The sequence below is a fragment of the Aeromonas sp. YN13HZO-058 genome (assembly GCF_001921245.1).
In the GTDB taxonomy this organism is placed as follows: Bacteria; Pseudomonadota; Gammaproteobacteria; order Enterobacterales; family Aeromonadaceae; genus Aeromonas; species Aeromonas allosaccharophila.
The window spans coordinates 84,667-108,194 of record NZ_MQSY01000052.1 but is presented as its reverse complement, the minus strand read 5'-3'; the positions used below and the strand labels follow the sequence as shown (position 1 = coordinate 108,194).

Below are 23,528 nucleotides of genomic sequence, written 5' to 3'. Positions count from 1 at the left end.
GCCCACTCACCAAAAGGTGTGGGAGAGAAGACCATGGAAGGTATTTCAATCAGGCAGAAGTTGATCCTGGGTTGTGTGGTGCCACTGTTGGCACTGCTGGCGCTGCTGGTGGGCGCGAGTCAGGCGATGTCCCAACTGATGACGGGGATGAACGCCATGTATCAGGGGGAGGTAGTACAGCTCAAGGAGCTCAAACAGATTGCCGATCTCTACGCGGTCAAGGTGATCGATGCGGCCAACAAGGCCAATGTGGGGGGGATTGCGCCCGCTCAGGCCAAGGCCGACATGCTGCAGGCGCAGCAGGAGATCGCCCGCATCTGGCAGCAATACAGCGGACAGGAGCGGAGCCCGTCCGAACAGCAGGAGGCTGCGCGGGTGCAGGCACTGTTCGGCGCCGCGGATCAGCAGATTGCTGCCGTGGTGGCGGTGCTGGATCAGATGCAGGGGGCGGCGCGGGATCAGCTTTCGGCCCGCATCATGCCCCTCTACGGGGTGATCGATCCGGTCAGTGACGGAGTTAGCTCGCTGGTGGAGTTCCAGCTCAAAGAGGCGGAGCAGAACATCGGCGAGCTCAACGATCTCAGGCTGCAGCTGTTTCGGCTCTTTATCGTGCTGTTTCTGGTGGGGGCCGCCTGCGTACTCTTCTTCGGCGTCTGGGCCGGACGCAGCGTCAGCCAGCCGCTGGCAGCCATGGGGCAGGTGCTGCGCGGAATGCAGCGGGATCTCGACCTGAGCCAGCAGGCGCCGGTCTTGCGCAAGGACGAGATGGGGGCGCTGGCCCAATCGCTTAATCTGGTGATCAGCCACTTTCGCGGCTTGATTAACCAGATCAACGAGATGGCGGAGCACCTTGCCAAGGAGTCCGCACGCCTGGCCCATATCGGGGTCGAGAGTCGCCAGCGCTTTGCCCGGCAACAGGGGGAGACCGATCAGACCGCCACCGCCATGAACCAGATGAGCGCAACGGTGGCCGAGGTGGCCAACAGCTCCTCCGGCGCAGCGGATGCGGCCCGTGTGGCGGACGAGAGTGCCCGCCACGGCCATCTGGTGGTGGAGGATGCCATCGCCCGGATGTCGGCGCTGTCATCCCATATTCAGGACACGGCGGCGATGATCACCCAGCTGGCCGACGACAGCCGAGATATCAGCAGCGTAATGGATGCCATTCGCGGCATCGCCGAGCAGACCAACCTGCTGGCGCTCAATGCGGCGATAGAGGCCGCGCGGGCAGGGGATCAGGGGCGCGGGTTTGCGGTGGTGGCCGATGAGGTGCGTACCCTCTCCCAGCGAACCCAGCGCTCGACCGAAGAGATTGGCAAGACCATCGTCAAGTTGCAGCAGGGAGCCAATGATGCGGCCAGCAGCATGGTGCGCGGGCTGGATCAGGTGGAGGAGTCCAACCGCACCGTGCTCGCCTGCGGCAAGGCCCTTGGCGAGATTGTCAGTTCGGTGGAGGTGATCAACGAGATGAACACTCATATCGCCACCGCCGCGGAGGAGCAGAGCAATGTGGCGGAGGAGATCACCCGCAACGTGGTCAATATCGCCCATATTGCTACCGAATCGACGGCGGCGGCCTCCGAGCTGAACCAGAGTTGCCACGAGCTGGAGCAGCTATCGAGCGATCTCAAGCAGAAGGTGGGACAGTTCCGCTGTTAAGCTTTCATTCCAACGCATGCAGCAGGAAACAGAAGAGGCGGCCCCGGGAGCTAATGCCGATCAGTTAAGGATCCAGTGACCGATCCTCCTGATGTGTAAAGTGTAAAAATCCGAAACCTGTTGATTTGGTTTCGGATTTTTTATAGTATTAACTAGGCACTCGACTTCCTCCACGCCAGCAATGCTGCTCATAATGCCCCTTGCGACGTTGATAGCCCGTTTGCGAACGCAGCCCTTCCCGCCTCATTAATTTGGCCACTCGGTGCTTGCCGCAGGCTTCCCCTGCGTCACGAAGGTCGCGATNGCTCTTGCCTCCATAATGCCCCTTGCGGCGTTGATAGCCCGTTTGCGAACGCAGCCCTTCCCGCCTCATTAATTTGGCCACTCGGTGCTTGCCGCAGGCTTCCCCTGCGTCACGAAGGTCGCGATGGTTCTTGCGATAACCGTAGACTGCACCACTTTCCAGCCAGGATTGCTTGACCAATCCTATCAGCCGTTCGTCCTCCTGCTGTCCTGGCGATGCGGGCTGTTTCAGCCACGCGTAGAAGCCACTTCGGTGAACCCCCAGGGTCTGGCACAGGGTAACGACACTGTACCGGTCGAGTCGGGAGGTTATGAACGCGTACCTTTCCTTGACTCGCTGGCAAAGTACGCGGCGGCCTCCTTTAGGATATTGCGCTCCTCGGTGACCTGGCGCAGTTCGGCTTTCAGGCGGCGTATCTCGNTCGGTGACCTGGCGCAGTTCGGCTTTCAGGCGGCGTATCTCGGCTTGCAAGGCAGACTCTTCGAGCTGCTGGTCAGCGGGCTTACCGTACTGCCTGAGCCAGGCATACAGACTGTGGCTGGATACCCCAAGGACTCGTGCAACGTCAGCCACCGGCCGTCCGCGCTCGGTGATTTGTTTAACCGCTTCGATTTTGAATGTTTCTGGATAACGCTGACGGGTCATAACATCTCCAATAGTTGCCTCATTTTAAGGCTGTGAGGTGTCTAGGGAACTGGGGGCGATTCATACCTTCGGCTGGTTAGTGAGCTCATTGACGATAAAAGGGCCAACCTCTCGGGGTTGGCCCTTTTGTTCATGTTCATACGAATACTTTTTCGTTAGGATGGGTGACTGACCAAGGGGGCGCGTGTTGAGTGCCCCGCAGTCCGGCAACAAGCACCGGCAGAGAACAAGGAGCGTTACATGAAGTGGAAAGTCGCAGTATGGTCAGGTCTGGCAGTGACACTGTTGTTGGGGTGCTCATCTCGTCAGGAGGTGGCGCACGAGCGCGCTCCGATCGCTATCCCTCTCGAGCAGCTTTCAAGCTACTGGGTTCAGGAGAAGCAGTGGTCATGGCTTGGCAATGACGAGCCCGCCCTGCCAGCCAAACCGGTCAAGGGGTATGTGGAAGTACGCTATCAAATCGACGCCAGCGGCACGCCGGTCAAACCGGAAGTGGTAGCGGCCGAGCCCCCCGGCGAGCTGGAGCAGAGCGCGCTGGCGACCCTCTCGCGGATCCGCTACAGCCCGGCAGAGGGCAACCCGGATGCCATTCCGGTCGAGGTGACCAACCGCTTCGAGATCGAGATCAACTGATCCCCCACCACTTCGATGCCAGAGAAACAGAGACCCCGGCCTAGCCGGGGTCACGTTTATTGCTGTTTGCAGTCGTTGTAGGCGGTCTGCCACTCGCCATCCTGATCCCGCAGCTCGACAAAACCCTCGTTCCCCTTGTTCCACCAGACAGCCTCGTGCTCGTCCGTATAGCGGGCACCGGAGGCCGAAATGGCCTGTGGCAGGGTGTAATCCTTGCCGTCCGGCAGCGACAGCTTGATAAAGCTGAGGCTCTCGTCGGAGAGAGAGAAGTAGCGCACCTGCACCTTCTTGCCCTGCTCGCACTGGTAACTGACCGGCTCGCCACCGGTGACGGAGAGGGTATTGCCCTGATTGCAGCCGGCGAGCAGGCCGAGGGCCAGCGCACCAGCGGCCATCATATGTACTTTATTCATGATTACAGCTCCATTGGTGTCATACGGGCGTGAGCCTAACAGGTTGCCGTTATTGTGCAATCATCGCGGCCATTCGGTGCGTCGCTGGCTGTCCGGCATACCGTCGCGGGGGTGAGGGGTTCGGTGTTAGCAAGGCATCCGCCATCAGTGCAAACCGAGTCGGGTTTCAAACTGGCGGAGCAGGGTCTCGTAGGTGCCGTTGTTCTTGATCTTTTGCAATCCTTGCTCTAACCGCTTGGCCAGTGCTTCCCCTTGCGGGTGGTGACGGGAGAAGGCGAGCCAGAAGCCGTCGGTGGAGAGTTTGCCAACCTTGACCACCTTGCCGGTCAGCTGCTTCTGCTGGATCTTGAGATAGCCCGGCATGCCGTTCATCAGGATGTAGTCGACCCGGCCACGTACCAGCATCTCGAGGATCTGGGCATCGGATTTGGCCTGAAAGCGGGTGATCCTGGGGTTCTCCATAAAATCGGTGGGATAGGTGTAACCGAGCGTGATCCCAACCCGTTTTCCCTCCAGCGAGGTGAGCTTGAGATCCCGTTGTGGTTCGCTGGCGAGGGCGAAGATGGCAAGATCCTCCTCGAACATGGGGGTATCGTGCCAGTGGTACTGGTAGCGGTTCTCTTCGGTGATGGTGGCGTTGAAGCACCCCGCAAGTTTGCCGCTTTTCGCATCGTGCATGCAGCGGGCAAAGGGGAGGGTGCGAAACACAATCTCGATCCCTTCGGCGGCGAACACTGCCTTGACCAGCTCCGGCGCCAGCCCGCGAGGCTGGCCATCCTCCTTGTCGCGCTCGCAGTAGGGAGCCCAGTCATCCTCGGCGCCAATGATCAGCGGGGCGGCCCCGAGCGAACTGGTGGCCAGCAGCACCAGACAAACCAGCCATTTTTTTAACCACGGAACCATAGGTACACCTCATCGACAGCAGCCTTACAAGCATAGCCACACTTCTGCGCTGATCCGTGGCGGCAGGAGGGAGGCAAATAAGGGAGACAAAAAAACGCCCCGGCAGGCGACGGGGCGAAAGAGAGCCCATCCATGGGCTGACAACAGTGTTTACAACAGGAAATCAATAACCGAAGCGGGTTGCCTCGAAGCGGTTGAGCAACCGGTGGATGAGGTAGCAGGCCAGCAGGGTGACCACGATGGCAAACAGGATGCTGCTGACCCGGTAGAGGGCGCTGAACACCAGATCGTTGCCCGGGGTGAGGTATTGGCCAAACAGGATACCGAGGGTTGTGAGGGCGCCGAAGCCGACCCCCGAGCCGCCAGCCTCCTTGACGTGGGCATGACTGAACAGCATGGCGCCGAGCCACAGCAGCGGGGCGACCAGCAGCAGTTGCCCTGACCAGTCATAGAGCACCAGCTGGCCGAGCAGGCCAAAGGTGACCCCCAGCAAGGTGCCCATCGCCCGTTTGCGGGCATAACTGAGGGCGCCGTTCCAGTGCATGGGGAACAGCACCAGCAGGGTGGTGGCCTGGGCCGACATGGAGTCACGCAGATCAAACAGCTGAAAGGTCAGGAACGACAGGGTGGCCACAGTGGCCCCCAGCAGCGCCTCGTGGCGCATCCGGTGCGGCGCCTTGGGGGCGGGTGCCGGTTTCGGTCGTGCCTCCAGGTCGGGGATCAGCGCCGTCATCAGATAGGCGATCAGCACCGACAGGATGTTCGCCCAGATATTATTGAAAATCAGATCGTTAAGGTCGGTCTGCGGATAGCTGGCAAAGTGCAGCATGATGCTGAGGCTCAGCACCCCGTTGGCCCCGAACAGAAACAGACTGCCGCGCGACATGGCAGCGAAGCGGTAGAGAAACAGCAGAAAGGCGATGGGGGTCATCAGCACCGGATGGCTGCCAAACAGCCCCCCCAGCAACCCGACCTCCACACCACAGACCACTGCCGACGCGATAAGCTGGCGGGCGGCATGGCCATTCATCACCGGCACCATCCCCAGCAGCAGCACCGGGGTGACCGTGTAGAAGACCCCGTAACCCCAGCCAAACAGCTTGCAGAGCAGAAAGCCCGTGGTGCAGCCAAAGGCGATACGCAAACACTGACGCAGCTCGTTGCCGGTAAGGGGCCGATGCCAGAGGTGCGCGGCGTGATGAGCAGGCACGGTATTGGTAGCTACGGAGGTCGCTACGGGATTAGTAGATACCTGATTAATAGACATAATGCAGCAGGCTGAGCAGGTGGATCTGGCCCCGTGCCAGCATGGCGGTCAGGGCATTGTCCGGCAGCAGTTGCACCGTGGCCCGCGCACCGGCTGGCAGATGGTCGGGTAACTGCTCCAGCTCGAGGTGCAGCCGCATCCGCTGGGCATCCCGAACCCAGCGATCCGACTCCACTGGTGCCGCCAGCCGGCCGTTGGCATCAAACTGACCGGCACTCACCCCGGCATCCAGACTGCTCACCCGGGCAGGATAGAGTTGGCCCGGTTCGCCATCAAAGGCGACCAGTGCGCGGGTTTGCTCGCCGACATGGCGCAGGCTCTTCTCGCGAAAATCGGCGATCACATCGACCTGCTCCGACACCAGCGCCAGCAGCGGGCTGCCCGCGCTGGCGATACTGCCCGGTTTGAGCTGCAGATTGGTGATGGTGCCATCCTGATCCGCGTGCACCCGGCTATAGGCGAGCGCCAGCTCCGCTTGCGCCAGCTTGTTGCGGGCCTGGCGCAGCAACAGATTGTCCTCACCGGTCACGCCACGGCTGGCCTTGATCTGGGCCAGTTTGGCCTGACTGGCGCGCAGGTTGGCCTGAGCGCTGCGCAGGGCGCTGTCCGCCTCATCTTTTTGTTGCACTGAGACCATGTGGCGCTGGAACAGCGCATCGGTCCGCTCCGCGTCCCGCCATTTCTGGCTGGCCAGCGTCTCTTTGGCACTGATATCGGCGGCGGCAGCGGTCAGTTCGGCATCCAGTTCACGGTTCTGTTGTTCGGCCTGAGCCAAGGCCAGGCGGGCCTGCTCTACTGCCAGAGCGAAGGGCTCGGGATCCAGGGTAAACAGCAAGTCCCCTTTCTTGACTTGCTGGTTGTTGTGAACGGCAACCTCGACCACCTTGCCGCTCACTTGCGGGGCAAGCTTGGTGACCACCCGGGTCGCCATCGCCTGCGGCGTGAGGGGCATCAGCAGATCGGCTACCAGAAAATAGGCGAAGAGGGCGGCAAAGCCTGCCATGGACCATTTGATCCAGCGGGTAAATTGTTGATCCGGTGTCATCTTATTCTCTCTCTGTGCTGGCATCGGGAGGGCTTGTATCGCCTCCTGCCTGTCGGTCGTGGTGCTGTTCAATCTTGCTGAGGGCGTTGGCCGAGATCCGCTGCACCGTGGCTTCAAACAGTTGCAGGGTCTGTTCGTCGATGCCCCCCAGCAGCTCGCGGCGGATATTCATGATGCGGTCGGCAATCTGATCGAGCAGGGTCTGGCCAGCCGGGGTCACGCAGACGATACGGGCCCGCTTGTCCTGACTGCAGCAGTGACGCTCAATCAGCCCCTGCTCTTCCAGCTGGCCCAGAGTGCGCATCAGGGAGGGGAGCTCTATCTCGAGGGCTTCGGCCAGGGTCTTCTGGCTGACATGGTTCCCCATGCGGGAGAGTTTCCACAGTGCGGTCCAGCGGGGATGGGTGAGGCCAAGGGGAGCCAACTCCAGATCGGCGGCAGTACGCCATAGCCGGTGCATCCGCGCTATCTGCTCGGCGAGCGACAGCTCGCGCAACCTTTCCAGATCCGTCATCTTCTCATCCTCAATGTACTTAGCCTGCTAAGCATTTTACTTATTTAGCAGGCTAAGTAAATAGTGTGATGGCGATCGTGTTTCTGGTCGGATCTTTCGTCGGGGTTGGATGAGTAGCATTCGGGCCCCTGATATTGTTTGCAGCACTGATCCACTCGGGGCTCTTTTACCGCTCCGGATAGGAGGCCGTGAAGGGAGGATATTAGGCGGATATTTTCATGAAATTTTCAGGTCCGGCGAGCGGCGCTTTTTTTATCCGCTAATATTGATGGGGTTATAAAACAAGGGGGAAACGGGTTGTGGATGGATATGACAGTGGATGTGTGTATCTGGCAATTGAAGCTCTGTTGAGTGACGGGGAATATGGTGCAGAGTCACATCATGGCATGAATCGGGATGGTGCTGTCAGAAGTGCCGATATCAGCCATGATTTTGACCCCGCCAATATTCCATTATTGTTGGCAGAATAGACCTGACCGTGTGTGATCCTTGCGAGTTCAAGCCAGTGCCCTGGTATTCGCTGGCTTGACTCATCACAATATCAACGCTCTTCCTTGCGCCGCCTCTCTCGCCATTTTGCATCTCGCTGGCAGCACGAATGTGCGCGCAATCCCTGATACCACCTGCCGTGACGACCGCGCCATCGGGATGACATTGCCCGCTGATTATCACTCACAGGATCTGTGAGGATAAATGGTCGCAGGGTTTGTCATCTGGCTCTGTTATTTCCCCAAAGGGGAGCGATCATCAGATTGCTATTACTGCTGATCACCCAAATAACCGCCATACGTGTCGCTCGTTTTATCTTCTTGCTTCCTTGTCTGGCCGGGTATCGATGGCGTGGTGATCTATTGAGTCACGCAGTTTGGCGACACCATGATGTTTAAGTTTTTAATGTTTTTATATGGCTTTGCAGTCTGGCTAACCGACAGGGGCGAGGGGGATCAATAAAGTAGCGGCCACAATCACACGCAGAGTACATAACAATGAAAAACCTCTCTACCCTACAAACCACACAAGAAAAGGCCGCCTTTATGGGCGGCCAACAAATTGCCGGTATGCCGCTCTTTATATTTCTGGGGCTGGCGACCTGTGTTCTCTTTTCCGGCTGGAACGGTTCGCTGCCACTGGGCATGGTCGGTGCGCTGGCGCTGATGTTCGTGCTGGGCACCCTGCTGACCGAGTTGGGGGAGCGGATCATGCCGATCCGTGAATATCTGGGGGGCGGCACCATCCTCGCCATCTTTGGCGGCGCCGCCCTGTTCGAATACCAGCTGCTGCCGGTGCAGGCGGGACAGGTCATCACCAACTTCATGAAGGAGGGGGGCTTTCTCAACTTCTTTATCGCCAGTCTGGTGACCGGTTCGGTGTTTGGCATGAGCAGTGCGTTGCTGAAAAATGCCGCCATGCGCTATCTGCCGGTGATCCTCGGCGGCGTGGCGCTGGCACTGCTGAGCGTCGGCTTCGTCGGCTCCCTGATGGGTTACGGCTTCAAGAATGCGGTGCTGCTGATTGGCCTGCCGATTATGGGCGGTGGCATGGGGGCAGGTGCCGTGCCACTGGTGGAGATCCTCTCCGGCCCGATGCAGATGTCCAGCGCCGACCTGCTGTCGCGCATGGTGCCGGCGGTAGTGATCGCCAACACCCTGGCCATTCTGGTGGGCTCCCTGCTGGCGCGCCTCGGTCGCCGTTACCCCTCCCTGACTGGCAACGGCAAGCTGATGGTCAAGGAAAGTAGCCAGAGCATCGCCGAGGAGCAGGTTGAAGCACCGACCCTGCAGAGTCTGGGCATGGGGCTCTTTATCAGCTCCAGCATGTTTGTGCTGGGCTCCCTGCTCGGCAACTTTATCCCCATGCACCCCTTTGCCCTGATGATTCTGGCGGTCGCCTTTATCAAGGTGAGCGGCGTGCTGCCGCGCCGTTATGAGCAGGCGGCTGCTGACTGGTATCAGTTTGTGGTGAGCAACCTGACCCCCTCCCTGCTGGTGGGGATCGGTGTCGCCTACACCAGTATTCCTGAGCTGATCAGCGCCTTCTCGATCAGCTACTTCGTGCTGGTCATGGTCACCGTGATCGGTGGCGCCCTCGGCGCGGCGCTGGTAGGCCGGATGATCGGTTTCTATCCCATCGAGGCGGCCATCACCGGCGGACTCTGCATGGCCAACATGGGCGGCACCGGCGACGTAGCCGTGCTCTCGGCGGCCCAGCGGATGAAGCTGATGCCCTTTGCCCAGATCTCCTCTCGCCTCGGTGGCGCCGTGATGCTGATCCTGGCCACTGCCCTTATTTCCCTGCTTGCCTGAATACCGGATTGAGGAACACATAAAATGAACGACATCATGATGGGCACCAGCCTGCCCTATGCAGAACGCAAGCGTCAGGGCGTGCGTGGTCGCATGCCCCACAAGGAGGAGTCCCTCTCCCAGCAGCGGCGCCGGATCTACCGGTTGGTCAGTGCCATGCAGAGCCCGTTTGATCAGCATCTGCTGCTGCGCCAGTTGCAGGAGGACAACCCGGTGCTGTTCTACGATCTGGTGCGCCACCACCTGCCGGAGCTGCTGCCGATCATCTATACCCCGGTGGTGGGGGAGGCATGCCAGCGCCACAGCGATCTCTATCTGCGCAGCCACGGGCTTTATCTCTCCTGGCACGACCGGGACGATCTCGACGATATCCTCGAGTCGGTGGAGCAGGAGGTGGACGTGATCGTCATCTCCGATGGCGAGCGGGTGCTGGGGCTTGGCGATCTCGGCATCGGCGGCATGGGGATCTGCATCGGCAAGCTGGCGCTCTATTCAGCCGCTGGCGGCATCAACCCGGCGCGCACCCTGCCGCTCTGTGTCGATGTGGGCACCAACAACCCCGAACTGCTGGAGGATGACTCCTACCTCGGCTGGCAGGCCCAGCGGATCGATGGCGAGAGCTACTACCACTTCATGGACAAGGTGGTGGCCGCCATTCGCAAGCGCTGGCCGCAGGTGGTGCTGCAGTTTGAAGACTTTGCCGGCAAGCATGCGGCCAACCTGCTGACCCGCTATCGGGACGAGCTCTGCATGTTCAACGACGATATTCAGGGGACGGCGGCGGTCGCCTCTGCTTGTGTGCTGGCCGGTCTGCAGCAGGCGGGCACCGCCCTGTGCGATGCTCCCGTGCTGATCGTCGGCGCCGGTTCTGCCGGTTGCGGTATCGCCGCCATGCTGGCCCAGCTGGCGGGCGGCAGTGAGAGGGTCTGGTTGTTTGATCAGGACGGGGTGGTCTGTAGCGATCGCTCCACGCTGACTCGTGCCCAGCAGCCGTTTGCCCGCGCGGTGAACGAGGGCAACAGTTCGCTGCTGGAGACCATCCGCCAGGTGCGCCCAGCTGTGCTGATCGGGGTGAGCGGTCAGGGTGGCCTCTTTACTGGCGAGGTGCTGCAGGCGATGGGGGAGGTGTGCGAGCAGCCGGTGATCCTGCCGCTCTCCAACCCGACTCGCAGCGCCGAAGCGACGCCCGAGCAGGTGTGGGCGGCCACGGGTGGCCGCGCCCTGCTGGCGACCGGCAGCCCGTTTGCGCCGGTGACGGTGGCCGGTGAGCGGCGGGTGGTCTCCCAGTGCAACAACGTCTATGTCTTCCCGGGCATTGGCCTGGGGGCCTGCGCGGTCAAGGCGCGCCGCATCAGCGACGGCATGTTGCTGGCCGCGGTGCGGGCGGTCGGCGCCTATCCGCTGGTGGCGGGCCGACTGCTGCCCCCGATTGAACAGGTGGGAGAGGTGGCCCGCGCCGTGGCCAGAGCGGTGGCGCTCTGTGCCCGCGAGGAGGGCCTGGCCGATTTTGCCGGTGATCCGGCACCTTTGATTGACCAGACCTGGTGGCATCCGCACTATTGGGCTGCGTCCTGACGATTTAAGGTATGTGCATGAAACTTCGCCATCAGCTGGTCACCCTCTCTCTCGGGCTCTCCCTGCTGCTGATCCTCATTCTGGGCAGTCTGCTGGCCCTCTTTATCCGGCATCTACTGGAGAGCAATCTGCAGGATAAGGGGAGCGATCTGGCTCGGGTCATGGCGGCCGATACCCGGGTGGTCGAGGCCCTGCGGCAGGGCAGTGATCCTACCCTGCGCGACTACATGGAGGCGGTCTGCAATCGCACCGATGCCACCTATATGGTGGTGACCGACGAACATGGTCGTCGTCTCAGCCACCCCAACCCCGAGCTGGTGGGACAGAAGTTCCGTGGTGAGGATATCTGGCCCGCGCTGCAGGAGCGGCGCAGCTACTGCTCCAAGGATCGGGGCACCATGGGGCCGGCGATCCGCTGCTTCTCCCCGGTGGTGGGCGGTGACGGGCGCGTCATGGGGGCCGTGGTGGTGGGCTACCTGATGCAGCAGGTGGAGGGCATCTACATGGAGCGGGTGGCCCTGCTCGTCTGCGCCATTGTGGCGGTGCTGGGATGCGGCCTGCTGCTGGCGCTCTGGGTGCAATATCTGCTGCGCAAGACCCTGCTCGATCTGGAGCCGGAGGCGATCGTGCGCCGCTTCACCCTGCAGGATCTGGTGCTGGAGCACATCACCGAGGGGGTGATCGCGCTCGATAGCAGCGGCAACATCAACATGATCAACAGCACCGCCAGTTATCAGTTGCGGCTGCCAGGTACCGGGCGTCACGCCCTGCTGGGGCAGTCGTTGGCGGAGCTGGTGCCGCCGCTGCGCCCCTGTCTGGAGCAGGAGGCGGGGGAGGTGAGCTTCACCATTCAGGGGGAGTCCTTCGTCGGCCGCTGGCAGGCGGTGCAGGGCAAGGCGCCGGGGCGGCTGCTGATCTTCAGTCGACCGGAGGTGGCCGCCAGTCTGGGAGTACAGGTGACTCATCTGCGCCAGTACGCCGAGATGCTGCGGATGCAGAGCCACGAGTTTGCCAACAAGCTGAGCAGCCTCTCCGGCCTGTTGCAACTGGGTCATGTGGATCAGGCGGTGGAGCTGATCCAGCAGGAGAACGAAGCGTGCCAGACCATGTTGCAGGAGCTGCTGCGGCTGATCGACAACAAGCCGGTGGCGGGGCTGATCCTCGGCAAGTTCAGCCGGGCCCGCGAGCTGGGGGTGACCCTGGAGCTCGATCCCGACTCGGCGCTGGCGGAGTATCCGGCCCCGGTCTCTGCCGATCTCATCACGCTGATTGGCAACCTGCTGGATAACGGTTTGCAGGCGGCCTGGCGCAACCGCCAGCAGCGGCCGCCGCGGGTGCTGCTCTCTCTGTGTGATGTGGGGCGGCGACTGGTGATCGAGGTGGAGGATAGTGGCGAGGGGGTCGACGAAGCGCTTGCCGATCACCTGTTCGATTACGGGGTGAGTCGCCAGAGCGGCGATCACGGGGTCGGCCTGTTCCTGGTCAAGGAGACCGTGGCGCGGCGCGAGGGTGTGATAGAATGGCGGCGAACTGCCGAGCAGACCACACTGTTTGGTATCTACTTGAATAAAAACCAATTAATGTGAGCCATGGACCCAATAATCACGCTTGTTATTGAAGATGACGATCGGATCGGTGCCATCTTGTCTGAGCTGGTGGCGGCAACATCCGGTTTCTCCCTGCTGGGGCGGGCCGGCACCCTGGCCCAGGCCGATGCCATGATGGCCGGTGTGGTGCCCCAACTGCTGCTGGTGGATGTCTCTTTGCCCGATGGCTCGGGCCTCGAGTGGGTGAGCCGCCTGCGCAGTCACAATCGCGAGGCCTACGTCATCATGGTGACCGCCTCGCGCGATGTGGAGACCATCCAGCAGGCCCTCAATCTGGGGGTCCATGACTATGTCATCAAGCCATTGCGGTTGTTTCGCATCCAGCAGAGTCTGGACGAGATCCTGCAACTGCACAGCCGGCTGTGCGAGCGGGGACGGCTGGAGCAGGACGATCTCGACAAGCTGCTGGGCAAGGGGGGGCGGTCCCAGATCAAGGAGATGCGCGTCACCCCCAAGGGGATCGACAGCATTACCCTGCGTCAGGTGCTGGATCTGCTGGCGGGCGAACCGGAGAACGTCTTCTCCACCGACACGGTGGCGCTGCGGTTGTCGCTCAGTCGTACCACGGCGCGCCGCTATCTGGAGTATCTGGAGTCGGAAGACCGGGTGGATGTGGATCTCAACTACGGTCAGCGGGGGCGACCGGAGCGGCGCTATCGCTGGCGCCGGGTGGGGTGAGCCTCAGGTTGATGCCTACATGCACGTGAAAACAACAAGGGAGCCAGCGGCTCCCTTGTTGTTTCTGGACGTTGTCCGTTCTCACGCGGCTTCCCGTTCGGCCACCGGCGCACGCCTCTTCAGTTGGGAGGCCATCACCCCGCCCAGGATGAGACCCCCGCCCAGCAGGTGATAGCCGTGGATCGGCTCCCCCAGACTGATGACGGCGATCAGCGCCGTACAGAGTGGCAGCAGGTTCATAAAGACCGAGGTGCGCTCGGCCCCCATGCAGGCGAGGCCGCGCATCCAGCAGTAGGCTGCCAGCAGGGACGACGCCAGCCCGGCAAACAGCACCAGCCCCCACCCTTCGGCGGGTACCGCCAGCGAATCGGCACTCAGCGCAACTGGCACCAGCAGCAAGACTGCCAGCAGGATCTGCATGTAGAGGTTGAGCCAGGGGCCGAACGGCAGTTGCCAGCGGCGGATCAGCAGCCCGTAGAGGGCATAGCTGACAGAGCCCAGCAGCATCATGCCATCACCGGGGTTGATGCCGTTCTGCAGCAGCGCCAGCGGTTGGCCCTTGCTCAGCAGCCAGAACACTCCGAACAGCGAGATGCTCATGCCCGCCAGCGCCTGTTTGCCGGGACGCTGAGCGAAGAAGATGGCGCCGAGCAGCAGGGTCAGCATCGGGATCAGCGAGCCGATCACCCCCATGTTGGTGGCCGAGGTACTGTGGGCGGCGTAATAGGCCAGACACTGGAACAGCACCATGCCCAGTGCCGCCAGCACCAGCAGCTTGCCAAACCAGGGGCGGATCTCGCTGCGGCGGCGCCACAACTGGGGCAGGCAGAAGGGAGTCAGTGCCAGCGCGGCAATGACCCAGCGATAGAAGGAGATGGCCGCCGGGTCGAGTACGCTGGCCGCTGCCTTGGAGACCACGGTATTGGTGGCCCAGATCAGCACCGCCATCAGCGGAAAGAGCAGGGGGGAAAAGATTCGCATCAGAGGCTCCTTATTGTCAGGCTGGCAAGTCTACCCTTGTCTTTCTATTGGCAAGTAGCGTAAAAAAGACAGATAATCCCGCAGAAAGGACAACCTGTCATGGTGGCTCACCACTACCATTCCACCGATAGCGAGCTGCCAGCCCCCAATCCGCTCTATTTTCGTTATCAGCAGTTGCGAGCCGACAGCATCACCTCGCTTCACTCCCATCCCTGGGGGCAGCTCAGCATGATCAGCCTGGGGGTAATGGAGGTGGAGCTGGGGGCGCAGCGGCTGGTGGCGCCCGCCGACTACCTGATCTGGGTGCCAGCGGATCTCGACCACACCGCCTACAACGAACAGGCCCTCGACTACACCTCGATCTACGTCAGCCACGAGTGGTCGGCCAGATTGCCGCCAGAGCCGAGATTGCTGCTGATGACCCCGCTGATCCGCGCCCTGCTGAGCGATTTTTGCGAACGGCGGGTAGGCCATATGATGGATGAGTGGGATCAACGGCAGGCCGAACTACTGGTGGCGCGACTGGCACGTACCCGCTGTCAGGAGAGCTACCTGCCGATGAGTCAGGACAAGCTGCTGGCCCCCATGCTGGCGGTGCTGCATCATGACCCGGCTGATCCCCGCACCCTGGCCCAGTGGGCCGGGCAACTTCATACCACCGAGCGCACCCTGGCACGCCGCTGCCTGCGGGAGCTGGGGATGAACTTTGGTCAGTGGCGGGCGCGGTTGCGGCTGCTCAAGGCGCTGGCCTGGCTCAAGGGCGACCTGCCCATTCAGGAGATCAGCTGGCGGCTCGGTTATGGCTCCACCTCGGCCTTTATCGCCATGTTCAACCGGGAGCTGGGTTGTTCCCCCCAGCGTTACCGCCAGCAGCTCGGGAGCAAAAGGGAGCTGTGATTCAAAATGATGAGGGCGCCTGCAGGCGCCCTGTTGATCCAACTATTGAGGAGTTTTCTGCCATGTCACAACACATAGGTGCATTGACCCTGCTGGTCGCCGATTACGATCAGGCCATTCGCTTTTTTACCGAGGGACTTGGCTTCGCGCTCTTGGAAGATACCCGGCTCGATGAACCGGGCAAACCGGGCAAGCGCTGGGTGCGGGTTGCCCCCAAAGGTGCCCCCGGTTCCGCGCTGCTGCTGGCACAAGCGGCCAATGCGCAGCAGCAGGCCGCCATCGGCCAGCAGGGCGGCGGTCGGGTGTTCCTGTTTCTCGAGACCGATGACTTCTGGGGGGATTACCAGCGCATGCAGGCGTACGGCGTCCATTTTTGTGAACAGCCCCGCGACGAGCCTTACGGCACCGTTGTGGTGTTCGAGGATATCAGTGGCAACCGCTGGGACTTGCTGCAACGCGCTGCTGCCAACTGAATCTGAAAACGTTTATCATCCCGCCTGTCATAAAGTCATAAAAGTGTCACAGAAAGTTCTAATAATTGGCGCACCCATCTTCACAGAGGAGAGAGAAGGGAATGGCTAAGCGAATTCTGGTGGTCGAGGACGAAGCACCGATCCGCGAAATGCTCTGCTTCGTGCTGGAGCAGAAGGGATATGAGACGATTGAAGCGGAAGATTACGCCGATGGACTGGCGAAGGTGCGCGAACCCTACCCCGAACTCATCGTGCTGGACTGGATGATGCCGGGCGGCAGTGGCATCCAGTTTATCAAGCAGCTCAAGCAGGATGAGGTAACGCGCCAGATCCCGGTGGTGATGCTCACCGCCCGCGGTGAAGAGGAGGACAAGGTGCGTGGTCTGGAGGCCGGTGCCGACGACTACATCACCAAGCCGTTCTCGCCCAAGGAGCTGACCGCTCGCCTCCATGCGGTGATGCGCCGCGTGTCGCCCACCTCGGTGGACGAGGTGATCGAGGTGCAGGGGCTGAAACTCGATCCTGTCTCCCACCGGGTCAGTGCCGAAGAGAAGGCGCTCGACATGGGGCCGACCGAATTCAAGCTGCTGCACTTCTTCATGACCCACCCCGAGCGGGTCTACAGCCGTGAACAGTTGCTCAACAATGTCTGGGGTACCAATGTGTACGTCGAGGACAGAACCGTGGATGTGCATATTCGTCGCCTGCGCAAGGCGATCGAAGAGACAGGGCACGACAGATTGATCCAGACGGTGCGTGGAGCCGGATACCGCTTCTCAACCCGTCTCTAGAGGCAGTTATGTTGCAACCTTACGCCTGGCGGCGACAGTTGTGGCGGATGGCGTTTTTCTATTTGCCTTTCGCTCTGTTCGGTTGGCTGATTGATCATCTCCCCCTCTGCCTGTTGGTGGCTGCCGTGTGTCATCTGGGCTGGCACTATCGCTTCCAGAAGCGGCTGTCGGACTGGCTGTGGCACGATCGCAGCCTGGTGCCCCCCAGCGGCAGTGGCAGCTGGGAGTACATCTTCAACGGTATCTACAAGTTGCAGCAGCGTCACCGGGCCCGCCGCCGCGAGCTGGCGGGGCTGATCCGCCGCTTTCGGGAGGGGGCCGAGGCGCTGCCCGATGCCGCCGTGGTGTTTCGCACCGATGGCAGCATCCTCTGGTGCAACCGGTTGGCGGAGCAGTTGCTTGGTTTTCGCTGGCCGGAAGATGCCGGTCAGCATATCGGCAACCTCATTCGCAATCCGGCCTTTAACGCCTATCTGGGCAAGGGGGCGTATGACGAGCCGCTGGAGATGAGCTCCCCGGTCAACGAGGAGAAGTTTCTCGAGTTTCGCATCATGCCCTACGCCTCGGATCAGGCGATGCTGGTGGTGCGGGATGTCACCCGCCTGCGCAGTCTCGAGAAGACCCGCAAACACTTTGTCTCCAACGTTTCCCACGAGCTGCGCACCCCGCTGACCGTGCTCAAGGGCTATCTGGAGATGACCGAAGAGCCGCCACCGCCTGCCATGTGGGCCAAGGCGCATCGGGTGATGATGGAGCAGACCATCCGCATGGATAATCTGGTCAATCAGCTGCTCACCCTGTCCCGTATCGAGGCGGCCCCCTCGGTGGATCTCTCCCATCTGGTGGACATGCCCGCCATGCTGGGGCTGCTGGAGCAGGAGGCGCGGGCACTCTCGGGCGAGCGGGCCCACCAGATCGAATTCATGGTACAGCCCAATCTTCTGGTGCGCGGGGATCAGGAGCAGCTGCGCAGTGCGGTTTCCAATCTGGTCTACAACGCCATCCACTACACCCCGGCGGGGCGCAAGATCAGCGTGGAGTGGCGCAAGCAGGGGGCGATGGCGCTGTTTGCCGTGAGCGACGAGGGTGAGGGGATTGCCCCCGAGCATCTGGCGCGGCTCACCGAGCGGTTCTATCGGGTCGACAAGGCCCGTTCCCGCCATACCGGCGGTTCAGGACTCGGCCTTGCCATCGTCAAGCACGCTCTCAGTCATCACGACTGCCAGCTCGATATCGAGAGCCGGGTTGGCCTTGGCAGCCGTTTCAGCTTTCTCATTCCAGCCCGCATGGTGGTGATTAAATAGTCTTTTATGGCAATGGGTTAGCGAAGGAGAGAGGGCGGCGACAGCGGCCCTCTTTTCATTTGGTCCATCGCCTCGCCATGTCATTAAAGTGTCACATTAAATCCATAAATTTGTCACTGCCAGGTCAGATACTGGCGCCGTCTTAAGAACGGACCTTCGGTAACTTTGACCAGATAACGCCACCGAGCGACGGCCAAAGTAACGGACTGCCAATTGACGATGACCTTTTGCCACAGTGGTGAGGGCATGGAATGTAACTCAACAAACTGGTCGGCGAGATCGGCGTTGAGCAAAGTTAACACCGTGTTTATGGACTGCGTTCTGCAACCTTGGAGAGATTGGATGAAACTCAACAAACTGGCTGGTGTAATCGGATTTACCGCAGCGACTCTGTTTTCCGCCAGCACCCTGGCTTATGGCCTTGACAAGAATCTGCCAGATTACACCCCGACCAGCGGCATTTCGGGCAACCTGTCCTCTGTCGGCTCGGACACTCTGGCCAACATGATGACCCTGTGGGCCGAAGAATTTAAGCGCATGTACCCCAACGTCAACGTGCAGATCCAGGCCGCCGGTTCTTCTACCGCGCCGACAGCCCTGACCGAAGGTGTTGCCCAGTTTGGTCCGATGAGCCGCGCCATGAAGGCCGGTGAAGAGGAAGCATTCGAGAAGCGTTACGGCTACAAGCCGACTGCCATTCGCGTTGCAGTCGATGCGCTGGCGGTGTTCGTCAACAAGGACAACCCCATCAAGGGGCTGACCATGCCGCAGATCGATGCCATCTTCTCCAGCACCCTCAAGTGCGGCGAAGCCAAGGCGGCCACCAAGTGGTCTGATCTGGGTCTGGACGGCAACTGGTCCGCTAAGGATCTGCAACTGTTCGGTCGCAACTCCGTATCCGGTACTTACGGTTACTTCAAGGAACACGCCCTGTGTAACGGCGACTTCAAGAGCGGCGTGAACGAGCAGCCGGGCTCTGCCTCCGTGGTGCAGTCGGTCTCTGCCTCCCTGAACGGCATCGGCTACTCCGGTATCGGTTATGTCACCTCCGGCGTGCGTGCCGTTCCGCTCTCCAAGGATGGCAAGACCTTCATCGAAGCCAATGCCGACAACGCCATCACCGGCAAGTATCCGCTGTCGCGCTTCCTGTACGTTTACGTGAACAAGCATCCGAACAAGCCGCTCTCCCCGATGGAGCAAGAGTTCGTCAAGATGATGCTCTCCAAAGCGGGTCAAAGCATCGTTGCCAAAGATGGCTACGTGCCGGTGCCGGCCAAGGTAGTACAGGCTGACCTGAAAAAGCTGGGAATCATATAACTGCCTGCAGTCAGTATGCCCTGATAAAACGAGCCCAAGCGGGCTCGTTTTGTTTTTGGCGGCTGTCCGTTTTGTTAATAGCGCAGGATGGATATTTTTCCGCCAGCCGGGCGCTGGCTCCCTTGCGTCGCAGGGCGGCATTTCCGAGAATAGGGCAACGTCACGGCAAAGGATCCCTTCATGATTGCGTCTCTCACCAAGTTTGGCCTGGTAGCCCTCTGCAGTTCCCTGCTGGTCGCCTGCGCCCAGTCACCGACCGGCCGCAGCCAGATGCTGCTCTACTCTCCCCAGCAGATGAGCCAGCTGGGCGCCGACTCCTTCGAGCAGATGAAGAAGCAGGAGAAGGTGAGCAAGGATGCCAAACTCAACGGCTATGTCTCTTGTGTCGCCAAGGCGGTAACCGCCCAGGTGCCGACCAGCTATGGCATCACCAGTTGGGAAGTGGTGGTGTTTGACTCCAAACAGGTCAACGCCTTCGCCCTGCCCGGTGGCAAGATCGGGGTCTACAGCGGTCTGCTCAAGGTGGCCAAGAATCAGGATCAGCTGGCGACCGTCATCGGCCACGAGCTGACCCACGTGCTGGCCCAGCACTCCAACGAGCGACTCTCTCGCAGTCAGCTGGCAGGTATCGGTCTGGCGGCCGCCGACATCGCCATGGGCACCAGCGAGTATCGCGGCGCCACCATGGCCGCCCTTGGCCTCGGGGTTGAGGTGGGGGTGATGTTGCCCTACGGCCGTACTCAGGAGAGCGAAGCGGATCGGCTCGGACTTGAGCTGATGGCGCGCGCCGGTTTCAATCCGGCCGAAGCCGTTCCCCTGTGGCAGAACATGAGTGCCGCCGCCGGTGGCAACACCCCGCCGCAACTGCTCTCCACCCACCCGAGCAACGAGAACCGGATCGCCGAGTTGCAGGCGCAGCAGGCGCAAGTGCTGCCGCTCTATGAGAAGGCCCGCGCCAACGGTCTGGTGCCCCAATGCAAGGCATAAGCCTGCGCATGGCGCGCAGCGACGATGCCGCCGCCATGACGGTGATGCAGCGAGCCAGCTGGCTCGCTGCCTATGGCCAGGTGCTCGGCGCCGACATGCTGGAGCAGCTCGATGTCACCGCCCATCTGCAGATCTGGCAGAGCCGTCTGGCCGAGCCAGGCCCAAGGCCCATGCTGCTCTGTCTCGACGAGGTAGTAATTGGCCTGCTCTACTGGCAACCCCAGCAGGAAGCGGGGCAGAGCAGCGCCCTGATCCGCGCGTTTTATCTCCATCCTGATCACTGGCGACAAGGCTATGGCAAACGGCTGTGGCAGGCGGTGGCGATGCAGATGCGCCGCGCCGGTTGCCATAGCGTCAAATTGTGGCTGCTCGATGGCAACCACATTGGCGAGGGGTTTTACCTGCGCCGCGGCTTCGTCTTTGACGGCGAGGAGCGCACCCTGATTAGCCTCGGGCAGCCCTGCCTGCAGCGACAAATGAGCCGTTTGCTCTGATCACTCTCCCGTTTTTCGCCTCCGGTCACTTTATTTTTTTTGCGAATTAATACAATGTCCTCCCAGAACAGAGTGGAATAAACACGGGCTGACAAGGGAGTGCGGGCATGTATTACGGCTTTGATATCGGTGGTACCAAGATCGCCTTCGCGGTCTATGACGGTGCATTGAACCTCTGCCATGAGGAGCGCATGAGCACCCCCGGCAACGATTACGAGGGGTTGCAGCAGTTGATCCGCGCCCGGGTCGAACAGGCAGATGCCCGCTTCGGCGCACGGGGCTCGGTCGGTATCGGTTTTCCCGGCGTCATCAACAGCCACGATCACAGCATAGTGGCGGCCAACCTGCCCTCCATCAATGGTCGCCATCTGGGCGCCGATCTGGCCGAGCTGCTGGAACGGCCGGTTAAGGTGGATAACGACGCCAACTGCTTCCTCTGGTCCGAAGTGCATCAGGGCGCCGCCGACGGCGCAGGCAGTGCGCTCGGTGTCACCATCGGCACCGGTATCGGCGGCGCCGTCTATCTGGCGGGCAAGCTTATTCAGGGGCGTAACTGGCTGGCTGGCGAGATTGGTCACTACCCCTTGCCCGCGACCATGCTGATGAAGTACCCCGAGTTGCCCCGTCCCCGTTGCGGCTGCGGCCGTCTGGTCTGTTTTGAAACCTATGCCTCCGGCACCGGTCTGGAGCGTCTCTATCACCATTTCCATGGCCAGCGCGCCACGGGTCACCAGATTGTGGGACGCTTCGAGGCCCATGAGCCCCACGCAGTCGAGACCGTCGACTGCTGGCTGGAGATCATGGCCGCCGGGCTTGCTACCGCCATTTCGGTGATTGATCCCGAGGTGGTGGTGTTGGGGGGCGGCCTGAGTGAATTGCCCGCCCTCTATGAACAGTTGCCGCTGCGTCTGCCCGGTCACTTGCTGCCCGGGGTCGCCCTGCCCGAGATCCGTCAGGCCCGCTTCGGCGGCGCCGGTGGTGTGCGCGGCGCAGCCTTGCTCAATCTATGAGATCAGATGTGGGGTCTGATCTCCCCGATAAAGGAGTCCTCATGACCCGTCTTGAAATCTGTATCGACAACCTGGAATCCCTCTTCACCGCCCAGCAATCCGGGGCGGATCGCATCGAGCTCTGCTCTGCATTGGGTCTGGGTGGCCTGACCCCCTCCTATGGCTTTATGCAACTGGCTGCCCGCCACGCCACTGTGCCGGTGTACGCCATGATCCGCCCGCGCGCCGGAGATTTTTGCTTCAACGACGGCGAGTTCGAGATGATGCTGCTGGATATCGCCGCGGCGCGCGCTGCGGGCCTGCAAGGGGTGGTGGTCGGTTTGCTGGATGAGGAGGGGCGGGTGCCTGCCGCCAAGCTCAAACAGCTGGTGGATGCTGCTGGCCCGTTGGGGGTCACCTTCCATCGCGCAATCGATCTCTCCTCCGACTGGCGCCTCGATCTGGAGACCATAGTCGCTGCCGGTTGCGAGCGCATTCTGAGTTCCGGTCATGCGGCCACTGCGCTGGCCGGGCTCGAAACCCTGCAGGAGATGCATCAGGTGTTGGCGGGCCGTGCCAGCCTGATGCCGGGCGCCGGGGTCAATGCCGACAACGTGCGCACCATCATCGAGTTCACCGGAGTGAGCGAAGTGCATATGTCCGGCATGGGCTGGCGCGGTGGCATGGTGCCGCATGGCGTCAATATGGGCACCTCGGACGACGGTCGGGTCAATATCACCGAGGGTGCCAAGGTGGCCGCGGTGCGTGCTTTGCTCGACAAGGCGTGAGGAACGCAGCTCGGTGGCATGGTGTCCCTCCGTATGGCGTCAACATGGGCACCTCGGACGATGGCCGGGTCAATATCACCGATGGCGCCAAGGTCGCAGCTGTCAGAGCCTTGCTGGATCGCGGTTAAGCAGTTCGCCGCCGTTGGGCGGCGTTCATCCGCTTCTTGTGTGAAGTTCCTCCCACTGACGGGGAAATCAGGGGGGCCTCCGGCAGCACCCCGGCCAAAAGTCTGATATTATCCCGCCTCTTTACTACATGGATCTGGAGCAACATCTCAATGTCCCAATACGACTCTATCGAACAGAAGGCCAGCTATGGCATCGGCCGCAACATGGGTGATCAGCTGGCGCAGCAAGCTTTCGCCGGTCTGGATATCCCGGCCCTGCAACAAGGCCTGGCAGATGCCCTGAATGGTCTGGAGTTCGCGGTCAGCCGTGACGATATCAATGATGCCTTCCAGGTGATCACTGCACGTATGCAAGAAGAGCAAGAAGCCGTTGCCAAAGCCGCAGCTGCTGACGGCGAAGCCTTCCTGGCTGACAATGCCAAGCGCGACGACGTGAAGGTGACTGATTCCGGTCTGCAGTACGAAGTGCTGGTCGAAGGCAACGGTGCCGTTCCGGTAGCCGGTCAGTCCGTTCGCGTGCACTACCACGGTACCTTCACCCACGGTGGTGTATTCGACAGCTCAGTCGCTCGCGGCCAGCCGGCCGAGTTCCCGGTGACCGGCGTGATCGCTGGTTGGGTTGAAGCACTGCAGATGATGCCGGTTGGTTCCAAGTGGAAGCTCTACATCCCCCACGATCTGGCCTACGGTGCCCGTGGCGCGGGCTCTATCCCGCCTTACTCTGCACTGGTATTTGAAGTCGAGCTGCTGGACATCCTGTGATCCTGCTGGCTTGATGCAAACGGCGACCCTCGGGTCGCCGTTTGTTTTTGGTGCGATGCGATAGCCAGCAT

At 61.2% G+C, this 23,528-nt stretch carries 23 protein-coding genes and 2 pseudogenes; 18 read left to right on the top strand and 7 right to left on the bottom strand.

The features are described 5' to 3' along the window. The first annotated feature begins 33 nt into the window (after positions 1 to 33). Complete coding sequence (locus BSP75_RS12640) at positions 34 to 1,659, top strand: HAMP domain-containing methyl-accepting chemotaxis protein (RefSeq protein ID WP_075113424.1); 1,626 nt, start codon at positions 34 to 36, stop codon at positions 1,657 to 1,659. 304 nt (positions 1,660 to 1,963) lie between these two features. Here BSP75_RS12640 and BSP75_RS21290 read toward each other — a convergent pair. Continuing rightward, a pseudogene (locus BSP75_RS21290) lies at positions 1,964 to 2,608 on the bottom strand (transposase); the annotation flags it as partial. Between the two features lie 240 nt (positions 2,609 to 2,848). Between BSP75_RS21290 and BSP75_RS12625 the strand changes: the two are divergent. Then, on the top strand, positions 2,849 to 3,241 hold the full coding sequence (locus tag BSP75_RS12625; RefSeq protein ID WP_005358848.1) for a TonB family protein: 393 nt from the start codon (positions 2,849 to 2,851) through the stop codon (positions 3,239 to 3,241). Between the two features lie 56 nt (positions 3,242 to 3,297). On the opposite strand, the gene BSP75_RS12620 is transcribed toward BSP75_RS12625, so the two are convergent. The 5 genes from BSP75_RS12620 to BSP75_RS12600 form a co-directional block, all read right to left on the bottom strand. Beyond that, on the bottom strand, positions 3,298 to 3,654 hold the full coding sequence (locus BSP75_RS12620) for an MliC family protein (protein WP_058052764.1): 357 nt from the start codon (positions 3,652 to 3,654) through the stop codon (positions 3,298 to 3,300). A 144-nt stretch (positions 3,655 to 3,798) separates the two neighbouring features. Further along, positions 3,799 to 4,557, bottom strand: a complete 759-nt coding sequence (locus tag BSP75_RS12615; protein WP_075113422.1) for a transporter substrate-binding domain-containing protein — start codon at positions 4,555 to 4,557, stop codon at positions 3,799 to 3,801. A 163-nt stretch (positions 4,558 to 4,720) separates the two neighbouring features. Further along, positions 4,721 to 5,824: a DUF2955 domain-containing protein gene (locus BSP75_RS12610; protein WP_232100245.1), complete on the bottom strand. Its 1,104-nt coding sequence runs from the start codon at positions 5,822 to 5,824 to the stop codon at positions 4,721 to 4,723. Further along, the gene (locus BSP75_RS12605) at positions 5,814 to 6,869 is read right to left on the bottom strand and encodes an HlyD family secretion protein (RefSeq protein ID WP_042058530.1); all 1,056 of its coding nucleotides are present in this window, start codon (positions 6,867 to 6,869) and stop codon (positions 5,814 to 5,816) included. Before BSP75_RS12605 ends, BSP75_RS12610 begins: the two co-directional genes overlap by 11 nt. A gap of 1 nt (position 6,870) precedes the next feature. Next, positions 6,871 to 7,383: a MarR family transcriptional regulator gene (locus BSP75_RS12600; RefSeq protein ID WP_042058528.1), complete on the bottom strand. Its 513-nt coding sequence runs from the start codon at positions 7,381 to 7,383 to the stop codon at positions 6,871 to 6,873. A gap of 299 nt (positions 7,384 to 7,682) precedes the next feature. Here BSP75_RS12600 and BSP75_RS21825 point away from each other — a divergent pair, with 299 nt between their 5' ends. The 5 genes from BSP75_RS21825 to BSP75_RS12580 all read left to right on the top strand — a co-directional run bounded on the left by BSP75_RS21825 (position 7,683) and on the right by BSP75_RS12580 (position 13,546). Further along, positions 7,683 to 7,853: a hypothetical protein gene (locus BSP75_RS21825; RefSeq protein WP_171971593.1), complete on the top strand. Its 171-nt coding sequence runs from the start codon at positions 7,683 to 7,685 to the stop codon at positions 7,851 to 7,853. A gap of 516 nt (positions 7,854 to 8,369) precedes the next feature. Further along, on the top strand, positions 8,370 to 9,686 hold the full coding sequence (locus BSP75_RS12595; RefSeq protein ID WP_075113421.1) for a 2-hydroxycarboxylate transporter family protein: 1,317 nt from the start codon (positions 8,370 to 8,372) through the stop codon (positions 9,684 to 9,686). A gap of 24 nt (positions 9,687 to 9,710) precedes the next feature. Next, positions 9,711 to 11,261, top strand: coding sequence for an NAD-dependent malic enzyme (locus BSP75_RS12590; RefSeq protein WP_075113420.1), 1,551 nt, complete (start codon positions 9,711 to 9,713; stop codon positions 11,259 to 11,261). 17 nt (positions 11,262 to 11,278) lie between these two features. Continuing rightward, a complete protein-coding gene (locus BSP75_RS12585) occupies positions 11,279 to 12,847 on the top strand; it encodes a sensor histidine kinase (RefSeq protein WP_075113419.1) in 1,569 nt (522 codons plus the stop codon). A gap of 3 nt (positions 12,848 to 12,850) precedes the next feature. Next, the gene (locus BSP75_RS12580) at positions 12,851 to 13,546 is read left to right on the top strand and encodes a response regulator (protein WP_075113418.1); all 696 of its coding nucleotides are present in this window, start codon (positions 12,851 to 12,853) and stop codon (positions 13,544 to 13,546) included. 81 nt (positions 13,547 to 13,627) lie between these two features. On the opposite strand, the gene BSP75_RS12575 is transcribed toward BSP75_RS12580, so the two are convergent. After that, positions 13,628 to 14,527 (bottom strand): DMT family transporter, encoded by a 900-nt coding sequence (locus BSP75_RS12575; protein WP_075113417.1) that lies wholly within the window; start codon positions 14,525 to 14,527, stop codon positions 13,628 to 13,630. Positions 14,528 to 14,626: 99 nt separating this feature from the next. On the opposite strand from BSP75_RS12575, the gene BSP75_RS12570 reads away from it, so the two are divergent. The 11 genes and pseudogenes from BSP75_RS12570 (at position 14,627) to BSP75_RS12520 (ending at position 23,457) form a co-directional block, all read left to right on the top strand. Next, on the top strand, positions 14,627 to 15,424 hold the full coding sequence (locus BSP75_RS12570; RefSeq protein ID WP_075113416.1) for a helix-turn-helix transcriptional regulator: 798 nt from the start codon (positions 14,627 to 14,629) through the stop codon (positions 15,422 to 15,424). A 62-nt stretch (positions 15,425 to 15,486) separates the two neighbouring features. Then, positions 15,487 to 15,897 carry a VOC family protein gene (locus tag BSP75_RS12565; protein WP_042058514.1) on the top strand — a complete coding sequence of 137 codons (411 nt, stop codon included), beginning with the start codon at positions 15,487 to 15,489 and terminating at the stop codon, positions 15,895 to 15,897. 101 nt (positions 15,898 to 15,998) lie between these two features. Beyond that, positions 15,999 to 16,688 (top strand): phosphate regulon transcriptional regulator PhoB, encoded by a 690-nt coding sequence (phoB, locus tag BSP75_RS12560; protein WP_005338414.1) that lies wholly within the window; start codon positions 15,999 to 16,001, stop codon positions 16,686 to 16,688. 8 nt (positions 16,689 to 16,696) lie between these two features. Further along, complete coding sequence (gene phoR, locus BSP75_RS12555; protein ID WP_075113415.1) at positions 16,697 to 17,992, top strand: phosphate regulon sensor histidine kinase PhoR; 1,296 nt, start codon at positions 16,697 to 16,699, stop codon at positions 17,990 to 17,992. Positions 17,993 to 18,334: 342 nt separating this feature from the next. Beyond that, the gene (locus tag BSP75_RS12550; protein WP_075113414.1) at positions 18,335 to 19,309 is read left to right on the top strand and encodes a phosphate ABC transporter substrate-binding protein PstS family protein; all 975 of its coding nucleotides are present in this window, start codon (positions 18,335 to 18,337) and stop codon (positions 19,307 to 19,309) included. 180 nt (positions 19,310 to 19,489) lie between these two features. After that, entirely contained in the window at positions 19,490 to 20,296 is an 807-nt protein-coding gene (locus BSP75_RS12545) for a M48 family metallopeptidase (protein WP_075113413.1), read from the top strand. Then, the gene (locus tag BSP75_RS12540) at positions 20,284 to 20,790 is read left to right on the top strand and encodes a GNAT family N-acetyltransferase (protein WP_042658014.1); all 507 of its coding nucleotides are present in this window, start codon (positions 20,284 to 20,286) and stop codon (positions 20,788 to 20,790) included. The genes BSP75_RS12545 and BSP75_RS12540 overlap by 13 nt, the downstream gene beginning before the upstream one ends. A gap of 107 nt (positions 20,791 to 20,897) precedes the next feature. After that, on the top strand, positions 20,898 to 21,800 hold the full coding sequence (locus tag BSP75_RS12535) for an ROK family protein (RefSeq protein WP_058052778.1): 903 nt from the start codon (positions 20,898 to 20,900) through the stop codon (positions 21,798 to 21,800). 41 nt (positions 21,801 to 21,841) lie between these two features. Then, a complete protein-coding gene (locus BSP75_RS12530; RefSeq protein ID WP_075113412.1) occupies positions 21,842 to 22,567 on the top strand; it encodes a copper homeostasis protein CutC in 726 nt (241 codons plus the stop codon). A 20-nt stretch (positions 22,568 to 22,587) separates the two neighbouring features. Continuing rightward, positions 22,588 to 22,695, top strand: a pseudogene (locus tag BSP75_RS12525) (copper homeostasis protein CutC); the annotation flags it as partial. Between the two features lie 150 nt (positions 22,696 to 22,845). Then, positions 22,846 to 23,457 carry an FKBP-type peptidyl-prolyl cis-trans isomerase gene (locus tag BSP75_RS12520; RefSeq protein WP_042058897.1) on the top strand — a complete coding sequence of 204 codons (612 nt, stop codon included), beginning with the start codon at positions 22,846 to 22,848 and terminating at the stop codon, positions 23,455 to 23,457. Positions 23,458 to 23,528 lie beyond the last annotated feature (71 nt).